The sequence below is a fragment of the Nonomuraea sp. NEAU-A123 genome (assembly GCF_018603905.1).
Classification (GTDB): Bacteria; Actinomycetota; Actinomycetes; order Streptosporangiales; family Streptosporangiaceae; genus Nonomuraea.
In genome coordinates, this window is record NZ_JAHFZZ010000002.1 from 462,950 (window position 1) to 480,179 (window position 17,230).

Sequence of the window (17,230 nt, forward strand, 5' to 3'; positions counted from 1 at the left end):
GCTGATCAGCAAAACTTGTCCGAGTCATCAAATCGGACAAACAACCCCTTTTCGTGGAGGAGCTTCAGATGAGGATCCTGCTTACCGGCGGCACCGTGGTCAGCATGGACCCGGCTGTCGGCGATCTCGAACGCGGTGACGTGCTGATCGAGGACGGCGTGATCGCCGAGGTGGCCGCGGCGATCGAGGCTCCGGACGCCGAGGTGATCGACGCGACCGACCGGATCGTCATGCCCGGCTTCGTCGACACCCACCGGCACACCTGGCAGACCGCGTTCCGCGGTATCGGCGCGGACTGGACGTTCCCCGAGTGGGCGGTGGCGATGCACCGGACGCTGAAGCCCCACTACCGGCCCGAGGACGTCTACCTGGGCACCCTGATCGGCCGGCTGGAGGCTCTGCACTCCGGGGTGACCACGATGCTGGACTGGTTCCACTGCGCACAGGGCCCCGAGCACGCGGATGCCGGCGTCGCGGCGCTGCGGGACGCGCCCGGGCGGTCGGTCTTCTGCCACGGCGCGGGGTGGGGCACCACCGGCCCGGTCGACGCCGAGATCCGCCGCGTCCGGTCCGCCCTTCCCGGGGACGGCCTGGTCACCATGGCGTTCGGGCTGCGCGGTGCGGAGGACACCTCCATGGACACCGTCGCCGAGGAGCTGAAGCTGGCGGCCGAGCTCGGCCTGCGGACCAGCCTGCACGTCGAGACCGAAGGGGTCCGGCGCCCGGTCGCCGACCTGCACGAGCACGGCCTGCTGCGGGACACCACGACGTTCGTGCACGTCAACGGGATCGGCGACGACGAGCTGAGGATGCTCGCGGACGCCGGCGCCTCGGTGTCCATCAGCCCAGACGTCGAGCTGAAGATGGGGTTCGGCTGGCCGATGACCGGCCGGATGCTGGCCGCCGGCCTGCGCCCGACGCTGTCCATCGACGACGTCCCGTCGGTCGGCGGCGACATGTTCTCCACCATGCGCACCACCTACGTGGTGCAGCGCGGCCTGGACGGCGGCCTGAACTCCCGGGACCTGCTGGAGTTCGCCACCGTCGACGGCGCCCACGCGCTGGGGCTCGCCGCCCGGACGGGCAGCCTCACCCCCGGCAAGGACGCCGACGTGATCCTGCTGCGCACCGACGACCTGACCGTCTTCCCGGTCACCGATCCCGCCGGCACCATCGTCGCCGCCGGCCACCCCGGCCTCGTCGACACGGTCCTCGTCGCCGGCCGCGTGGTCAAGCGCGACGGCGTGCTGGTGGACACGGACCTGCGGGCGCTCAGGACCCGCCTGGTGGAGTCGCGCGACCGGGTCGCGGCGGCCGCCGGTGTCCCGCTCGACGGCACCTGGCGTCCGCGGCCGAAGACGGCGTAGCCATACGGCTGTCGCCGGCCTGCATCGACGCCAGTGAGGCGGCAATCGCCGCGGCCCGGCAGGGCACCATCCCTCAGCCGGTGGACGTCAAGGCGGCGGCGTCTGCCCTTCGAGGTCGGCGGCACTGCCGATCAAGAGGGACCGGGGTGCTCGCACGGCCACGGCTGGGCGGCGGCTAGCGGCGCGGACGCGAGTCGGAGCGCCCCAAAGTCGGGTCGTCGAGGTCGGTTCCGTACGAGACGACCTCCTGGGCCACCTCCGCCAGCCGCCGGTTGTGGTTGCGGGCGTAGCCGCGCAGCCGCGTGAACGCCTCGTCCATCGCCCAGCCGTGCCGCTCGGCCAGCACCCCTTTGGCCTGCTCGATGACGATGCGGCTGCTGAGCGCGGTCTGCAGTTGCCCGGTGAGCAACTGCCCGCCGCGTACGGCCCGATCGTGCAGCAGTCCGATGGTGGCCATGTCCGCCAGCGCCTGTCCCAGCGCGAGGGTCTCGGCGGGCAGGTCGCCCGGGCTTTTGCGGAACAGGTCGAGGGCGCCGATCACCTCGTCGCGCAGTCGCAGGGGCAGCGCGCTCACCGCGCCGAAGCCGCGGCCGCGGGCCTGCTGGGCGAAGCGCGGCCAGCTCCGCCGTGCCGTGGCGCCGTACACGTCGGAGCAGTGCACGACCTCGCCGGTGCCGAAGCAGTCAAGGCAGGGTCCTCGCGCGTACCGAAGCTGGAACAGCTCCAATAATCGGGCCTGCTCGCTGGAGGCGGCCACCAGCCGCAGCTCGCCCCGCTGGTCGGTCACCAGCAGCCCGGCGGCATCGACACCCAGGAGTTCCACGCAGCGTTCGGCGAGCAGGTGCATGAAGTCGACGACGTCGAACCCGGTGACCAGCGTGTCGGCCAGGGCGACGAACGCCTTCGCGGCCCCCTTCGGCGGCACCGTTCCCGTGGCCGAGGGACGTGTCTGAGCGGGCTCCGTTTCCGCCACCGCGGAACGCGGCTGCGCCGGCTCGGTTGCCACAGCCGCAGGATACGCCAAGCCCGGCGAAATCGGCGGAATCACCTGCCGGACGGATCGGGGCTGAAGCGCAGCCGCCGCTGTACCACCCGCCGCGCCACCCGGGTCAGGGGCTCGTCGTGGGTGAAGGCGTACGCGCGCAGCCGCAGCAGCGCCTCCTCCACCGTGGTGTCCAGCTGCACCGACACCATCCCGGCGGCCTGGTAGATCTCCACCCCGAGCGCCAGCGACGCGGCCGGCAGGACCCCGTGGCCGCTCATCGAGCCGCGGCCGTCGAGCAGCAGCGTCAGGGCGGCGCCGGCGAGGATCAACGCGTCCGCCTGTTCGCGGGCGGCCAGCTCGCCGGGCCGGTCCCGGCACAGCACCAGCACCCCCACCTTGACCACCCCCATCACCAGCGGGAACGCGAACACCGCCCCCACCCGGGCGACCTCACTGAACGCCGGCCAGCGCCCCTCGCAGGCCGCCATGTCGGGGACCAGCACCGGCCCGCTCCCCCACACGGCCTCGACACAGGGCCCGTCGCCGGTGGTCAGCTCGGCCTCCAGCAGCTCGCGACCCAGCCTGCCCGCCAGATGGGTCGGCTCCAGCCGCTCGTGCGAGACCAGCGACACCCCGGCCCCGCTGACCGCGACCGCCTCGACGCTGGCGGCGCAGACGTCCTGGACGGACATCGGCGAACCACGCCGCCTGGCGCTGCCCGCGATCAGCGCCCAGATCCGGGCCTCATCGTCGCCGGCCACCCCGAACCCGCCTCGAGTCGATCAGCATCATCCCCACCATTATCCGCGGCTCGGGTCGGGGTTGGCGGGCTGAGGTCCGCGAGCAAGGGGTCCACAGGCTGGAGAGTCCACACGAACAAGGGGTCCCCGGCCCGAGGGTCTCACCGCCCGGGGTCCCCGGCCCGAGGGTCTCACCGTCCGGGGGGTTTGCGGCCCGGGGGGTTTGCGGCCCGGGGTGCGCGGGCTGGGGTCGGCTGGGGTCCGCGGATCAGGTCAGGTCATGCAGTCCCGGATCGCGGCCTGGGCGGCCTCGCGGAGCCGGGCGTGCACCACGGCGTTCGCCTCCCGGTCCGTACGCACCTCCACCAGGCGCGGCCCCTCGCCGCGCAGTGCCTTGGGCAGGTCGGACAGGTCCTCCACCAGCTGGTACGGCGTGCCCGTCGAAGCCGCCACATAGCCGAGATCAACGCCGTGCGGCGTACCGAAGACCCGCTCGAACGGATCCCTGACCGCGGCCTGCGGCAACAGGGAGAAGATGCCGCCCCCGTCGTTGTTCACCACCACGAGGCACAGGTCCGGCCGCGGCTCCCGGGGGCCCAGGACGAGCCCGTTCTGGTCGTGCAGGAACGACAGGTCGCCTATGAGCGCGTACGACGGCCCGTTGTGCGCCAGCGCCGCCCCCATGGCCGACGACACCAGCCCGTCGATGCCCGAGGCGCCCCGGTTGGCCAGCAGCCGGAGCCCCCGCCGGGGCCGCATCGCCTGGTCCAGGTCGCGGATCGGCATCGACGAGCCGCAGAACAGCAGCGCTCCGTTGGGCATCGCGTCCACCAGGTCGCGGGCCAGCCGGGGCTCGCTGGTGCCCGAGGCGTCGAGCACCTCGTCGATGGCCGTCCTGGCCGCCTGGTCGGCCTGCCGCCAGGCGTGCAGCCACGTGTCGTCACCCGAGGCGACGGGGATCTCCACCGCCTGGGCGACCTGCGTGGCCGACCGGGTCGGATCGGGCCAGCGGTCGAGGTCGGTGGCCACCACGATGTGCTCTTCGGCCCGCCCGAGCCACGACAGCAGCGGCCGCGACAGTCCGGGCCGGCCGAGCGTGACCACCACGTCGGGCCGGTGGGCGTCGGCGAACTCGGGTGTGCCGAGCAGGTAGTGGTAGGTGGACACGGCATGGTCGCCGTAGCGCCCGCCGCCGTTCGGCTCCGACACCACCGGCCAGCCGGCCATGCCGGCCGCGGCGACGTAGCGGCGCACGTTCGCGGCGCCGTCGCCGACCACGAGCACGCCGCGCCTGGTCGGCGGGATGTGCAGGGCGATGGGCGGCGGCGCGACCCGGGCGCGCACCCAGGGGCCGTTGGCGTCGCCGTCGAGCGACTCGCACCAGGAGGTGTCGCCGTCGGGGATCAGCGGCTCCCTGAACGCCAGGTTCAGGTGCACCGGCCCCGGCGTGGCGGGCCCGGACGCGCGCTGGTAGGCCCGGCAGGCCAGCGACCGCCAGTAGGCCACCTGCCCTGGCCGGTCCTCGGGCACCCCGACTTCGGCGAACCAGCGCACCGCCGAGCCGTACAGCTTGATCTGGTCGATCGTCTGGTTGGCGCCGGTGCCGCGCAGCTCGGGCGGGCGGTCGGCGGTGAGCACGAGCAGCGGGACGCCCGACTCGCTCGCCTCGATGACGGCCGGGTGGAAGTTGGCGGTGGCCGTGCCGGAGGAGCAGATCAGCGCGACCGGCCGCTCGGCCCGCTTGGCCAGCCCGAGCGCTAGGTAGGAGGCCGAGCGCTCGTCGATGCGCACGTGCAGCCGCACCCGCGACTCGGCGTGCAGCGCCAGGGCCAGGGGGGCCGAGCGCGAGCCGGGCGCGACCACGACGTCGGTGAGGCCGCAGCGCACCAGCTCGTCGACCAGGACCGTGGCCAGCGCGGTAGCGGGGTTCACAGTGACGCCTCCTGCATCCGGCGAAGCCACGAGGGGGATTCAATCTCAAATGCCGACAAAAGCGCAAAATTCACTGCAGGGCGTCGTACGGCCAGCCGCCCGTCCACGGGCACCAGCGAATCGTCCACCACGTCACCCGTCAGCAGCGGCATCGTGCCCAGCCCGCACGCGTACGGCAGCTCCGGCAGCGCGGCGGCCAGCGCGAGTCCCGCCGCCAGCCCCACCGAGGTCTCCACGGCGCTCGACACCACCGCGGGCAGCCCGCACGCCTCCACCACCCGCAACGCGTTGCGCACCCCGCCGAGCGGCTGCGCCTTCACCACCGCGATGTCGGCCGCCTCCGCGGCCTTGACCCGCAGCGGGTCCTCGGCGCGGCGGATCGACTCGTCGGCCGCGATCGGCACGTCGACGGCCCGCCGCACCGCCGCCAGCTCGTCGAGCGTGGCGCAGGGCTGCTCGGCGTACTCCAGGTCGAAGCGGTCGAGCTCTTTGAGATGGCGTACGGCCTCGCCGACGTCCCAGGCGCCGTTGGCGTCGACGCGCAGCCTGCCCGCCGGGCCGAGCGCGTCACGCACCGCCTCCACCCTGGCCAGGTCCTCGGCGAACGTCTGGCCCCGCTCGGCCACCTTGACCTTCGCCGTGGCGCAGCCCGACCCGCGTACCAGCTCGAAGGCCCGCTCGGCGGGCACGGCGGGCACGGTCGCGTTGACGGGCACGCTGTCGCGCACCGGCTCCGGCCAGCCCTCGAAGGCGGCCTCGCGGGCGCACGCCAGCCAGCGGGCGCACTCGCGCGGACCGTACTCGGGAAACGGCGAGAACTCACCCCAACCGGCCGGACCGTGCAGCAGGACCCCTTCTCTGACGGTCTGCCCCCGGAAACGAGTGCGCATCGCCACCCGGAAAACGACGGGAGCCCGGAAAAGCACGGGAGAACGCGTCACGACCCTCCCTGCACCGCTATCCGACCTGTCGCCATTAACCTTACGAGCATGTTGAGGAACCCGTCGCATCCGGACCGGCCGTTGCACGCCGTGGTAGGGGCTCCTGGGCCCGAGCTGTTCGCAGCGGTTCGTCAGGCTCTGTCCGGCGACGGCCCGGCGATCCTCCCGCTCCCCGCCGCAGGCCCCGCCGGAAGCGCCGCCGACGCGCTCCGGCCGACCCACGTCAACGGGGTACGGCAGGCCGGCGGCGAGGGCGTGCCGGAGGACGTGGCGGTGGTGATCGCCACCAGCGGCAGCACCGGAGCGCCCAAGGGCGTCATGCTGTCGGCCACCGCGTTGCGCACCTCGGCGACCTCCTCGCTGCGGCGCCTGGGGGCGGTCAAGGGCGAGCGCTGGCTGTGCTGCCTGCCGCCGTCCCACGTGTCGGGCCTCCAGGTGCTGGTCCGCGCCCTGCTCTGCGAGAGCGAGCCGATCATCCACCCGCACTTCGACGCCCAAGAGGTGCTCGCCTCGGGCGCCGAACACGTGTCACTGGTGCCGACCCAGCTCCACCGGCTGGTCGAGCTGGACGCCGATCTGTCGGTGTTCCGCACCATCCTGCTCGGCGGCGCCGCCCCGCGGGCCGGCCTGGTCGCCGAGGCGCGGGCGCTCGGCGCTCGGGTGGTCACGACGTACGGGATGAGCGAGACGAGCGGCGGCTGCGTGTACGACAGCCGGCCCCTTTACAATGTAGATCTCAAAATCGGCGACGACGGGCGCATCCGCGTCGCCGGCCCGGTGCTGTTCTCCGGCTACCGCTTCGGCGAGCCCGCCCCCTTCGACGGCGACTGGTACGTCACCTCCGACCTGGGCGAGCTGACCGGAGGCCGGCTGCGCGTGCTGGGCCGGGCCGACGACGTCATCAACACCGGCGGCGAGAAGGTGGTGGCCGCCTCGGTGGCCGAAGTGCTCGGCGGCCATCCCGAGGTGGCCGACGTGGCCGTGATCGGCCGGCCGGACCCCGAATGGGGAGAGATCGTCGTCGCCGTCGTGGTGCCCGCCGACCCCGCGGGCCCGCTCACACTCGACCAGCTCCGCGCCTACGCCACCGACCGGCTCCCCGCCTACGCCGCGCCGCGCGAGCTGCGACTGATGTCCCGGTTGCCACTGCTACCGAATGGTAAAACCGATCTCGTAAGCCTTAGGACAGGAACCTGATGAGTTGCGGGTGCGTCTTATGGATGAGAAGGAGGGAGCCTTCATGGACCAGACCCGCAAGATGTGGGCATCCGCGGCGGTTGTCGGCGTGATCCTCGTCGGCGGAGCCTCAGTCGCGGCGGCCGCCTCGGCGGGCAGGCTCGAGAGGGTCGGTAAGGAGACCAGAGCGGTGGTGGAAGAGGAGCCGTTCAGCCGGCCGTCGTCGTCCACCCAGAACTCGGCCGATGAGATACCGGCCGACCGCATCGCCGGGCTGACCGCCGCGCCCGAGCCGAGCGATGGCACCGTGGTGTCCAAGGAGCTCAACCCGGACCCGGAGAAGGTCATCGAGTATTGGACGGACAAGCGCATGGAAGACGCCCAACCCATGCCCATGCCCGAGGTGACGCTCACCACCGGAGAGTGACCTCCTCCACGCCTGGGGTGGGTCGCCTTTAGGGTGGTCCGCCCCTTTTTTTGTCCCTCCGGGAACAAATGGCGCTCAACGGCGTTATTGATACTGGTGCGCCGAGCGGCCGCAGCCGCCCCACCACAACCTTCGACTGATCGATTCGACTCCGTATGGAGGAGGTGTCCTCATGCCCCGAACCGCCGTGGCGACCCCGCCCACGACCCTCGACCAGCTGCTTGACCGAGGGCGAGCTCAGGGTCACCTTTCTCTGGCGGAGCTGCGTGACGCGTTCGCCGAGGCCGGCATCAGCCCCTCGAGCGGCCGTTCGATATTGCGCGAGCTCACTGAGGCGGGTGTCAGCCTCGCCGCCGAGGATGAGCCGTCCCTCAGCAAGACGGCCGCGCGCAAGCCGGCCCGCAAGACCACGACCAAGCGGGCGAAGTCTACCGTCTCCAAGGCCGCGGATCCAAAGAAGGACTCCGCCGAGCAGGATGAGGACGCTCCCGAGGACCTCCTCCTGAGCCCGGACGCCCTGGCCCCCGACGCCGTGAGCCCGGCCGCCGCAGGCGCGGACGACGCCGACCTGGACGCCGAGACGATCGACCTTGACGACAACCAGTCGGTCATGGGCGACTCGGTGCACACCTACCTCAAGTCGATCGGCCGCCGCACGCTGCTCACCGCGGCGCAGGAGGTCGAGCTGGCCAGGCGGATCGAGGCCGGCCTGTACGCCGAGTACAAGATGGAGACCGCGCCCAGCCTGACCGCCGCCGCCCGCAGCGACCTCGAACTGGTCATCGAGGACGGCAAGGCGGCCAAGGACCACATGCTGGAGGCCAACCTCCGGCTGGTCGTCTCGGTCGCCAAGAAGTACACCGACCGCGGCATGTCCCTGCTCGACGTGGTCCAGGAGGGCAACCTGGGCCTGATCAGGGCCGTGGAGAAGTTCGACTACACCAAGGGCTTCAAGTTCTCCACGTACGCCATGTGGTGGATCAGGCAGGCCATCCAGCGCGGCTTCGCCGACTCGGCCCGTACGATCCGCCTGCCCGTACACGTCCTGGAGATGCTCTCGAAGCTGTCGCGCATCGAGCGCGACATGCACCAGCGGCTGGGCCGCGAGCCCACCCCCGAGGAGCTGGGGATCGAGCTCGACAAGACGCCCGACCAGATCGAGGAACTGCTGCGCACCAGCCGCCAGCCCATCTCGCTGAACGCGACGATCGGCGAGGACGGCGAGACCACGATCGGCGACCTCATCGAGGACGTCGACTCCCCCGAGGCGTCGGAGATCGTCGACCGCCAACTGCTGGGCGACCAGCTACGCGGCGTGCTCGGCAACCTCTCGCCGCGCGAGGCGAAGATCATGGCACTGCGCTTCGGCCTGGTGGACGGCAAGCCGCACACGCTCGACGAGATCGGCAAGCACCTGGGCCTGACCCGGGAGCGCATCCGGCAACTCGAGAAGGAATCGCTTTCGAAGCTGCGCCACCCGAGCAACACCCGCCCGTTGCTCGACTGGGCCAGCTGATCCGCGACGAAGCCCCGGCACTTCACGTGCCGGGGCTTTGTCATAGCTCCCGCTGAAGCCGCTGAAGGGTCAGCGGGAGGCGGGCACCGCGCGCGGCACGCGCGGGATGCCCCACAGCCGGTTGTCCTCGCGCAGTGTGCGCAGCCGGTCGACCTCGGCGGTCCACATGGCCCCATCGGGCGTCGCCTTGGCCTTGCGGCGGGCGATGCGGTCGTCATAGGCCTTGACCCCGAACGTGGCCCGCTGCCCGCTCTCGGCCGCCCGCAGCGCCTCGCTGAGCGCCTTGTCGAACGCCTGCCCGGCGGCGAGCAACTCGATCTCGTCCGCGACGGCGGCCCGCAGATCGCGCAGCAGCTGCTCGCTCTGCCGAGCCTTGTCGAGCAACTCGGGGAAGCTCTTGGAGATCTCCAGGTCCGCGTGGTAGCGGACCTCGGCCTCGCGGCTCACCCGCGGCCGGAAAAACGCCATCGACTCTGCCCCTCATCCCAATCGGCTCGTACAGGCGACCAGGGTACGCCCGTCCGCGACACGCTCCATAATCGGACCCGCGCGGCGCCCTTTACATAGTAAGATGATCTCCATGCCCGCTAAGAGACCGCCCGTTCCGCTCTCCCGCGAGCGCATCATCGACGCCGCCCTCCACATCGCCGACTCCCAGGGGCTGCGGCGCCTGACGATGCGCCGGCTCGGCGACGCCCTGCAGGTGGAGGCGATGGCCATCTACCACCATCTGCCCCGGGGCAAGGAGGCGCTGATGGACGCGCTGGCCGAGCACGTCACCGCCGTCCACGTCGAGCAGGGCCCCACCTGGCAGGACACCGCCAGGGCGTGGTGCCGGGCCGGTCGTGAGCTGCTGCGCGAGCACCCCGGCGTCCTGGCGCTCGCGCTGACCAAACCGCCCAAGGGCGGCACGGCGCTGGCCATCAGGGAGCAGACCGAGCAACTCGCCGACGCGGGCCTGGACGGCGCGCCGGACGCGGTGCGGGCGCTGCGGGCCTTCGTGTTCGGCAGCGTCGCGGTCGAGGTCCAGCAGTCAGGCTGGGCCGACCCCGAGGTCGACGAGTGGACCAGGCGCGACGAGCGCGCCGACGTCGACTTCGAGCGCGGCCTCGACGCCTTGCTGCGAGGCTTGCAAAGCTAGTGGGCGTGTCGAGCTTGGACCGTTATCCTGTATAAGGCACGCTGTGTCGAAGGTCACACTTTCGCATCCTCCTGTAACAGTCCTAACGGACTATGTCCGAACGTGTGACATACGCCGCACACTTGAAAGAAAGACAGCACCCACACAGTTCCCGCCCCTACCTGTCCGCGGGAGCCATTCACGAGATATCGGAGGCACGCCGATGTGCCCGCACGACCCGGCCTGTCCGGCAGCCGAGGCGCCCGACCGCGAGGCCGCACGTACCCTCGCCTGCCACCCCGAGCAGGGGTGGAGCCTTCTCTGCAACGGCGTCGTCCTCTTCGAGGACACCGGGGAGCTCCTGCCTGGCGGCACCGCCATCGCTCCGCACCGCCCGGACCCGCTCGTCGGCGCCGCCTGAGCGACCCGCTCGCGCGCAGCGCCCCTTGAGGCGCGACCCACTCGCGGGGGCCCCCTGAGCCGCGCCGCTCACACGTAGCCGGCGATCCACTCGGCGACCACCTCGCCCACCCGGGCGGGGTCCTTTTTCAGATCGTGCCCCTCGCCCGGCAGCACCACGAGGCGGGCCGCGTCGACGGCGTCGGGCACGCCGAACGGATCCCGGTCCCCGTTGACCACCAGCACGTCCACGCCCGCCTCGCGCAACTCGCCGGCCCTGGACTTCTCGGGCCTGCCCGGCGGATGCAGCGGGAACGCCAGCGCCACCGCCGCGACCGCGCCGACCGCCTTGGCCGTACGGCAGGCCACCCTGGCCCCGTTGCTCCGGCCGCCCTGCACCAGCGGCAGCCCCGGCCACCGCGTCCGCAGCTCGCCCAGCACGGCCTCCCACGCCTCGTCCTGGCGTGCGGCGGAGCCCGGCGCGCGCGCCCCCGCGAGCCGGAACGGCTGCGTCACTCTGGCCACCACGGCCCCCACGCCCAAGGCCGCGTCGCGCACCGCCAGCAGATCGGGCGCGTCCACTCCCCCGGCTGACCCATGGGTCAGCACCAGCAGCAGCCGGGGCCGCTCCACCTCGTCGAACTCGACCAGCGCCGGACCGCGCGGCGTCATGAACCGCATGTCAGAACCGTACCTGGGGATGAGTTCGCCATAGCTCTCAGGGCTGATGACGGCGTGCCGTGTACCCGCGATGATGGCCTCATGCCAGAGATGCGCCCCATCCGCGAGGACCTGCAGGCGACGCTGGACGCCCGCCGCGACCTCGGCCCCGAATACGAAGCCGCCCTGGTCGAGTCGTTCGTGGAGCGGCTCGACGCCACGATCGCGGCGCGGGTGCGCGCCGAGCTCCACGCCCACGGCGCCGGCTCGGGCAGGTCCAAGAACCCTGGGGCGGCGATGATCCCGATCGCGCTGGGGTCGATGGGCATCGGCATCCCGCTGACGGCCATCGCGGTGCATGAGGGCGGCGGGCTGGGCCTGGCGATCGCCTGGTTCGCCATCGTCCTGATCAACGTCGCCGCGGCCGCCGCCATCATGCGCCGCGGCTGACCACCGCGCCTGCGCCGCGCGGTCCCGGACCGCGGCCGTCTCGGGGAAGCGCGACCGCGCTTTCGCCGCCGGTAGGGGTCGCGGTCGCAACGCAGCCGCCGGTCAGGCGTCGCGGTCGTAACGCAGCCGCACCTCTGCCGCCAGCGTCTCGTCCGCGTGCTCCAGCCCGTACGTCCAGACGCGGTCCGCGTCGTCGGCGCGGCCACGCAGCGGCAGGGTCCTGGCCAGCAGCTCGATGGCCAGGCCGCTCGTCGGCGCGTCACCACCGTCCTCCACCGCCCCCGCGAACTCCGCGCAGGCGAGCTCCAGGTGCGCTATGCCGAGCTGCACCCGCAGCCGGGCCACCTCGTCATCGGGGGCCACCTCGAGGGCCTCCAGCAGCACCTCAGCCGCCTCCCCCGGCTCCCCGCGCTCCAGCAGCAGGTCGGCCAGCTGCTGCGCGGCGTGCGCGGCCACCTCCGCCTCGGCGACGGCCAGGGCGGCCCGCAGCTCGTCCTCCGCCTCGTCGTAGTCGCCCGCCTCCACGGCCAGCCGGGCCAGGGCGAGACGCGCCAGCGGGACGTAGGCGGCCGTGCCGACGCCCAGGACGGCCTGCCACGCTCCCCTGGCCTGCTCGGCCCTGCCTTCCCGCTCGAAGCCCTGCGCGAGGTGACAGGCCGCCTGCGCGGCGAACTCCGGATGCCCGGTGGCCAGCGCGACCCTGGCGGCCGCCCGGGCCGCCTCGTGGTCGCCCCGCTCGTCGAGCACCACGGCCAGGCCCACGGCGGCCTGCGCCCTGTCGGGCCCGTCGGGGTCGGCGACCAGCTCGGTGAGTATGGCCACCGCGCCGTCGAGGTCACCGTCCTCGGCCAGGCGGCGGGCGGTGTCGAGAGGCGGGACCTGCAGCTCTGAGAACGTCAAGAGAGCTCCTTAGGCGACGGTCGGACCGAGCCTAACGACTTCCGGTGATCATGTCTTCTCAGCGGCCACGTTGGGTGGGGGACAAGGGATGAAAACTCCGGACACCGACGAACAAGCGTGGCCCTCTCCACCGAGCGCAGCGGTGGAGAGGGCCACGGTCACATCCGGTCAGTCCTCGTACGCCTCCAGCGGCGGGCACGAGCAGACCAGGTTGCGGTCACCGTAGGCCTGGTCGATGCGCCGCACCGGCACCCAGTACTTGCCCTCGCGCAGCGACGGCAGGGGGTAGGCCGCCTCGGTGCGGCTGTAGGGGTGGGTCCACTCGTCGGCCGCGACGGCCTCGGCGGTGTGGGGGGCGTTGCGCAGCGGGTTGTCGGCGCGGTCGTAGTCGCCCGACGCGACCCGCGCGATCTCGCCCCTGATGGCGACCATCGCGTCCACGAACCGGTCGAGCTCGGCCAGATCCTCGCTCTCGGTCGGCTCGATCATCAGCGTGCCGGCGACCGGGAACGACATGGTCGGCGCGTGGAAGCCGTAGTCGATGAGCCGCTTGGCCACGTCGTCGACCGTGACGCCGGTCTCCTTGGTGATCTGCCGCAGGTCGACGATGCACTCGTGGGCCACCAGCCCGCCGCGCCCGGTGTAGAGCACCGGGTAGTGCGGGGCCAGCCGCCGCGCCAGGTAGTTGGCCGACAGGATCGCCTGCTCGGTGGCCGCGGCCAGGCCGTCGCCGCCCATCATCCTGACGTACGCCCAGGAGATCGGCAGGATGCCCGCCGAGCCGTAGGGGGCCGCGGAGACCGCGCCGACGGGCGAGCCGGTGCGCAGCGGGTGGCCGGGCAGGTAGGCGGCCAGGTGGCCGCGGACCGCGACCGGGCCGACGCCGGGGCCGCCGCCGCCGTGCGGGATGCAGAACGTCTTGTGCAGGTTGAGGTGGGAGACGTCGGCGCCGAACTCACCCGGCTTGGCCAGCCCGACCAGCGCGTTGAGGTTGGCCCCGTCGACGTACACCTGGCCGCCCGCGTCGTGCACCTTGGCGCAGACCTCGGTGATCGTCTCCTCGAAGACGCCGTGCGTCGACGGGTAGGTGAGCATGATCGCGGCCAGTCCGTCACGGTGCTTGTCGATCTTGGCGTCGAGGTCGGCCAGATCCACGTTGCCCTCGGAGTCGCAGGCCACGACCACGACGCGCATGCCGGCCATGACGGCGCTGGCCGCGTTCGTGCCGTGGGCGGAGGACGGGATGAGGCAGATGTCGCGGTGGTCGTCGCCGTGGTCGCGGTGGTAGGCCCGGATCGCGAGCAGCCCGGCGAACTCGCCCTGGGAGCCGGCGTTCGGCTGGATGGAGACCGCGTCGTAGCCGGTCACCTCGGCCAGCCACTCCTCCAGGGTCTCGATGAGGTGGCGGTAGCCCTCGGACTGCGCGATGGGCGCGTAGGGGTGGATCCCGGCGAACTCCGGCCAGGTGATCGGCTCCATCTCGGTGGTCGCGTTCAGCTTCATCGTGCAGGAGCCGAGCGGGATCATGGAGCGGTCGAGCGCGATGTCCTTGTCCTGGAGCCTGCGCAGGTAGCGCAGCATCGCGGTCTCGGAGTGGTGGCTGTGGAAGACCGGGTGGGTGAGGTAGCCGGACTCGCGCGTCAGCGCGCCGGGCAGCGTGTCCAGCCCCTCGTCGGCCACGAGGTCGGCCACCGGTCCGCTGACGCCGAAGGCGGCGGCGACCAGTTCGAGGTCGGCCGCCGTGGTCTTCTCGTCGCAGGCGACGGAGACGTGGTCGGCGTCGGCCTGCCACACGTTGACGCCGCGTTCGGCGGCCTGCCGGACGACCTCGGCGGCCCGGCCGGGCACCCTGGCCAGCACGGTGTCGAAGAACTCACGGTGTACGACCTCGACGCCGCCCCGGCGCAGGCACTCGGCCAGCGCGGCGGCGTGCCGGTGGACGCGGGCGGCGATGCGGCGCAGCCCGTCGGGCCCGTGGTAGACGGCGTACATGCCGGCGATGACGGCGAGCAGGACCTGCGCGGTGCAGATGTTGCTGGTGGCCTTCTCGCGCCTGATGTGCTGCTCGCGGGTCTGCAGGGCCAGCCGGTAGGCGGGCGCGCCGTCGGCGTCGACGGAGACGCCCACGAGGCGGCCGGGCATCTGCCGCTGCAGTCCTTCGCGTACGGACATGTAGGCGGCGTGCGGCCCGCCGAAGCCGAACGGCACGCCGAAGCGCTGCGAGGAGCCGATCGCGATGTCGGCGCCGAGCTCGCCGGGCGCGGTGACCAGGGTGAGCGCGAGCAGGTCGGCGGCGGCCACGACGAGCGCGCCGGCCGCGTGCGCCCGCTCGGCCACGGCGCGGAAGTCGCGCAGCCGGCCGGAGGCGCCCGGGTATTGGACGAGCACGCCGAAGCACTCGGGCAGTTCGCCGTCGAGCGGGTCCTCGACGAGCGTGATGCCCAGCGGCTCGGCGCGGGTGGCCAGCACCGCCTTGGTCTGGGGCAGCGCGTCGGCGTCGACGACGAACACGTGGCTCTTGGACTTGCCCGCGCGCCGGGCCAGCGTCATCGCCTCGGCGGCGGCCGTGCTCTCGTCGAGCAGCGAGGCGCCCGCGACGGCGAGCCCGGTCAGGTCGGAGACGACGGTCTGGAAGTTGAGCAGCGCCTCCAGGCGGCCCTGCGAGATCTCCGGCTGGTAGGGGGTGTAGGCGGTGTACCAGCCCGGGTTCTCCAGCAGGTTGCGGCGGATCACCGCCGGGGTGATCGTGTCGTGGTAGCCCAGGCCGATCATCGAGGTGAGCACCCGGTTGCGATCCGCGATGGCCCGCAGCTCGGCGATGGCCTCGGTCTCACTGGCCGCGGCGGGCAGGCTGAGCCGGTCCTTGATCCTGATGGACTCCGGGACGGCCACCGCCACCAGGTCGGCCACGGACTCGAAACCCACGGCCTCGAGCATGCGTTGCTGCTCGGGTTCGGACGGGCCGATGTGCCGGGTCGAGAACGGCGGAGCTGACAGATCGGTCATGGAGGTGCCTCCCGAGGGCTTTGGAGACCGGCGCCAGGGCGCGGGCGAGTGCCGGATCTCCCCCTCTGTCATGGCGACCTGAGAGCTTCACCCCATGTGGGCTTGCACCGTCGGTGAGGTGCGCCTGGCGGGCGCACCTGCTTTCCAGAGTTGCCTACCCCGAGCGGTACAGGTGCCTGAGAGATTCCGGGGAGGGTTGCTCCTTCGGCGCCCCGGGAGCCAGCCCGGGGACTCTCCCGCATGGGGTCGTCAGCCTTGCGCTCTCCAGGTTACTACCCAATTGCTACCCTATGCGGCGCGCGCGCCGCCGCTGGGCCAGCTCGTCAGCGGGGTGGTCGGCCGGGACGCTGTCCTCGACCGCCGCCCTTTCCCCCGGCAGCTCCGCGAGGGAGCCCTCGACCTCTCGCCAGACCCGGCCGAGCGCGATGCCGAACACGCCCTGGCCGCCTTGGAGCAGATCGATCACCTCGTCGGCCGAGGTGCACTCATAGACGCTGACGCCGTCACTCATGAGCGTGATCTGCGCGAGGTCGCCCACCCCGCGATCACGCAAGTGTTGTACGGCTGTACGGATCTGCTGGAGGGAGACTCCGGTGTCGAGGAGCCGCTTGACGACCTTGAGCACCAGGATGTCGCGGAAGCTGTAGAGCCGCTGCGAGCCCGAGCCGTGTGCGGCTCTTATCGTCGGCTGAACCAGCTCCGTGCGCGCCCAGTAATCGAGCTGCCGGTAGGTGATGCCGGCCGCCGCGCACGCCGTCGGGCCACGGTATCCGATGTCTGCCGGCAGCGACGAGGGCTGCTCGTCGAAGAGCAGCCCCTGCTCTCCGGCACGCTGCCGCGCACTCTCACGCCGCACCGGATCTTCCTGGCCGGTCGTCTTTCCCTCGCCGCTGCTGACCGCCACGCGGACCTCCGGCTTTCTCTCATCCCGTGGCCTGATCTGGGGGTTCGTAAAAGCGCGACCACGGGTTTCACTTGCACCGTAGGACCGTGACCATGCGCAGTCAACGATCCGGCTCGGCGCGTCGTGAAGCGTAAATGCACTGAAATACCTACCCCGCCCGGCCAAAGTCTTCGGGGGTGATCGTGTCAAGGAACTCCCTGAACTTCTCCACCTCGTCCTCCTGGTCGTCCGGGATGATCACCCCGGCCTCCTGGACGACTTCTTCGCTGGCGAAGATACGCGCTCCGGTGCGGAGCGCGAGCGCGATCGAGTCGGACGGGCGCGCGCTCACCTCTACGCCGTTGGAGAACACCAGGTCGGCGAAGAAGATCCCGTCACGCAGGGCAACGATGTTGACCGCGCGCAGGCCCACGCCAAGAGCGCTCAGCACGTCCCTGAACAGGTCGTGCGTGAGCGGACGGGCTGGAGGCTCCTCCGCTTGGGCCAGCGCGATGGCCGTGGCTTCGGTCATCCCAATCCAAATCGGCAGGAACCTCTCCCCGTGTGCCTCCTTGAGCAAGACGATCGGCTGATTTGTGGGCATCTCTACGCGAACACCCACGACCTCCATCTGCAACACGGGCTGCTCCATATTCGACTGGTCGGCGAGGCCGGCACAGCTATTTGGCCGGTCCGCTTCTGCATTTCAACGTAACACCCGAGGGGCC

17 protein-coding genes and 1 riboswitch are annotated in these 17,230 nt (G+C 71.8%); of the genes, 7 read left to right on the forward strand and 10 right to left on the reverse strand.

All coding sequences use genetic code 11. The annotated features are described in order from the left end of the window. The first annotated feature begins 68 nt into the window (after positions 1 to 68). On the forward strand, positions 69 to 1,367 hold the full coding sequence (locus KLK06_RS06295) for an amidohydrolase family protein (protein ID WP_214634340.1): 1,299 nt from the start codon (positions 69 to 71) through the stop codon (positions 1,365 to 1,367). 175 nt (positions 1,368 to 1,542) lie between these two features. Here the strand turns inward: KLK06_RS06295 and KLK06_RS06300 are convergent, their stop codons facing one another. From KLK06_RS06300 to KLK06_RS06315, 4 genes are all read right to left on the reverse strand, one after another. Further along, positions 1,543 to 2,373, reverse strand: coding sequence for a GAF and ANTAR domain-containing protein (locus KLK06_RS06300; RefSeq protein ID WP_308168119.1), 831 nt, complete (start codon positions 2,371 to 2,373; stop codon positions 1,543 to 1,545). A 38-nt stretch (positions 2,374 to 2,411) separates the two neighbouring features. Beyond that, positions 2,412 to 3,113, reverse strand: coding sequence for a hypothetical protein (locus tag KLK06_RS06305; RefSeq protein WP_214634341.1), 702 nt, complete (start codon positions 3,111 to 3,113; stop codon positions 2,412 to 2,414). Between the two features lie 252 nt (positions 3,114 to 3,365). Beyond that, on the reverse strand, positions 3,366 to 5,024 hold the full coding sequence (gene menD, locus KLK06_RS06310; protein WP_214634342.1) for a 2-succinyl-5-enolpyruvyl-6-hydroxy-3-cyclohexene-1-carboxylic-acid synthase: 1,659 nt from the start codon (positions 5,022 to 5,024) through the stop codon (positions 3,366 to 3,368). Further along, positions 5,021 to 5,914 (reverse strand): o-succinylbenzoate synthase, encoded by an 894-nt coding sequence (locus KLK06_RS06315; RefSeq protein WP_250905073.1) that lies wholly within the window; start codon positions 5,912 to 5,914, stop codon positions 5,021 to 5,023. The genes menD and KLK06_RS06315 overlap by 4 nt, the downstream gene beginning before the upstream one ends. 99 nt (positions 5,915 to 6,013) lie before the next feature. On the opposite strand from KLK06_RS06315, the gene KLK06_RS06320 reads away from it, so the two are divergent. The 3 genes from KLK06_RS06320 (at position 6,014) to KLK06_RS06330 (ending at position 9,084) form a co-directional block, all read left to right on the forward strand. Further along, complete coding sequence (locus tag KLK06_RS06320) at positions 6,014 to 7,162, forward strand: AMP-binding protein (protein WP_214634344.1); 1,149 nt, start codon at positions 6,014 to 6,016, stop codon at positions 7,160 to 7,162. Positions 7,163 to 7,205: 43 nt separating this feature from the next. Next, positions 7,206 to 7,568 (forward strand): hypothetical protein, encoded by a 363-nt coding sequence (locus KLK06_RS06325; protein ID WP_214634345.1) that lies wholly within the window; start codon positions 7,206 to 7,208, stop codon positions 7,566 to 7,568. A gap of 172 nt (positions 7,569 to 7,740) precedes the next feature. Then, positions 7,741 to 9,084: an RNA polymerase sigma factor gene (locus KLK06_RS06330; protein ID WP_214634346.1), complete on the forward strand. Its 1,344-nt coding sequence runs from the start codon at positions 7,741 to 7,743 to the stop codon at positions 9,082 to 9,084. A gap of 69 nt (positions 9,085 to 9,153) precedes the next feature. On the opposite strand, the gene KLK06_RS06335 is transcribed toward KLK06_RS06330, so the two are convergent. After that, complete coding sequence (locus KLK06_RS06335) at positions 9,154 to 9,552, reverse strand: hypothetical protein (RefSeq protein ID WP_214634347.1); 399 nt, start codon at positions 9,550 to 9,552, stop codon at positions 9,154 to 9,156. Between the two features lie 112 nt (positions 9,553 to 9,664). On the opposite strand from KLK06_RS06335, the gene KLK06_RS06340 reads away from it, so the two are divergent. Then, positions 9,665 to 10,225: a TetR family transcriptional regulator gene (locus tag KLK06_RS06340; protein WP_214634348.1), complete on the forward strand. Its 561-nt coding sequence runs from the start codon at positions 9,665 to 9,667 to the stop codon at positions 10,223 to 10,225. Positions 10,226 to 10,427: 202 nt separating this feature from the next. After that, positions 10,428 to 10,625, forward strand: a complete 198-nt coding sequence (locus tag KLK06_RS06345) for a DUF5999 family protein (RefSeq protein ID WP_214634349.1) — start codon at positions 10,428 to 10,430, stop codon at positions 10,623 to 10,625. 68 nt (positions 10,626 to 10,693) lie between these two features. Here the strand turns inward: KLK06_RS06345 and KLK06_RS06350 are convergent, their stop codons facing one another. Continuing rightward, on the reverse strand, positions 10,694 to 11,284 hold the full coding sequence (locus tag KLK06_RS06350; RefSeq protein WP_214634350.1) for an alpha/beta family hydrolase: 591 nt from the start codon (positions 11,282 to 11,284) through the stop codon (positions 10,694 to 10,696). An 81-nt stretch (positions 11,285 to 11,365) separates the two neighbouring features. Between KLK06_RS06350 and KLK06_RS06355 the strand changes: the two genes are divergently transcribed. After that, complete coding sequence (locus KLK06_RS06355; protein WP_214634351.1) at positions 11,366 to 11,713, forward strand: hypothetical protein; 348 nt, start codon at positions 11,366 to 11,368, stop codon at positions 11,711 to 11,713. 102 nt (positions 11,714 to 11,815) lie between these two features. Here KLK06_RS06355 and KLK06_RS06360 read toward each other — a convergent pair whose 3' ends face one another. From KLK06_RS06360 to KLK06_RS06375, 4 genes are all read right to left on the reverse strand, one after another. Continuing rightward, positions 11,816 to 12,613 carry a tetratricopeptide repeat protein gene (locus tag KLK06_RS06360; RefSeq protein WP_214634352.1) on the reverse strand — a complete coding sequence of 266 codons (798 nt, stop codon included), beginning with the start codon at positions 12,611 to 12,613 and terminating at the stop codon, positions 11,816 to 11,818. 168 nt (positions 12,614 to 12,781) lie between these two features. Continuing rightward, positions 12,782 to 15,619 (reverse strand): aminomethyl-transferring glycine dehydrogenase, encoded by a 2,838-nt coding sequence (gene gcvP, locus KLK06_RS06365; RefSeq protein ID WP_214634353.1) that lies wholly within the window; start codon positions 15,617 to 15,619, stop codon positions 12,782 to 12,784. 154 nt (positions 15,620 to 15,773) lie between these two features. After that, positions 15,774 to 15,868: riboswitch (glycine riboswitch) on the reverse strand. Between the two features lie 34 nt (positions 15,869 to 15,902). Beyond that, positions 15,903 to 16,523, reverse strand: coding sequence for a MerR family transcriptional regulator (locus KLK06_RS06370; RefSeq protein ID WP_214634354.1), 621 nt, complete (start codon positions 16,521 to 16,523; stop codon positions 15,903 to 15,905). 148 nt (positions 16,524 to 16,671) lie between these two features. Then, positions 16,672 to 17,142, reverse strand: coding sequence for a bifunctional nuclease family protein (locus tag KLK06_RS06375; protein WP_214634355.1), 471 nt, complete (start codon positions 17,140 to 17,142; stop codon positions 16,672 to 16,674). Positions 17,143 to 17,230 lie beyond the last annotated feature (88 nt).

What these genes read in the sequence shown, in the direction of transcription:
- KLK06_RS06325 (WP_214634345.1), top strand. Translation starts at nt 7,206, where the DNA reads ATGGACCAGACCCGCAAGATGTGGGCATCCGCGGCGGTTGTCGGCGTG.
- KLK06_RS06335 (WP_214634347.1), bottom strand. Translation starts at nt 9,552, where the DNA reads ATGGCGTTTTTCCGGCCGCGGGTGAGCCGCGAGGCCGAGGTCCGCTAC.
- KLK06_RS06350 (WP_214634350.1), bottom strand. Translation starts at nt 11,284, where the DNA reads ATGCGGTTCATGACGCCGCGCGGTCCGGCGCTGGTCGAGTTCGACGAG.
- KLK06_RS06340 (WP_214634348.1), top strand. Translation starts at nt 9,665, where the DNA reads ATGCCCGCTAAGAGACCGCCCGTTCCGCTCTCCCGCGAGCGCATCATC.
- KLK06_RS06355 (WP_214634351.1), top strand. Translation starts at nt 11,366, where the DNA reads ATGCCAGAGATGCGCCCCATCCGCGAGGACCTGCAGGCGACGCTGGAC.
- KLK06_RS06295 (WP_214634340.1), top strand. Translation starts at nt 69, where the DNA reads ATGAGGATCCTGCTTACCGGCGGCACCGTGGTCAGCATGGACCCGGCT.
- KLK06_RS06345 (WP_214634349.1), top strand. Translation starts at nt 10,428, where the DNA reads ATGTGCCCGCACGACCCGGCCTGTCCGGCAGCCGAGGCGCCCGACCGC.
- KLK06_RS06320 (WP_214634344.1), top strand. Translation starts at nt 6,014, where the DNA reads ATGTTGAGGAACCCGTCGCATCCGGACCGGCCGTTGCACGCCGTGGTA.
- KLK06_RS06330 (WP_214634346.1), top strand. Translation starts at nt 7,741, where the DNA reads ATGCCCCGAACCGCCGTGGCGACCCCGCCCACGACCCTCGACCAGCTG.
- gcvP (WP_214634353.1), bottom strand. Translation starts at nt 15,619, where the DNA reads ATGACCGATCTGTCAGCTCCGCCGTTCTCGACCCGGCACATCGGCCCG.
- KLK06_RS06315 (WP_250905073.1), bottom strand. Translation starts at nt 5,914, where the DNA reads ATGCGCACTCGTTTCCGGGGGCAGACCGTCAGAGAAGGGGTCCTGCTG.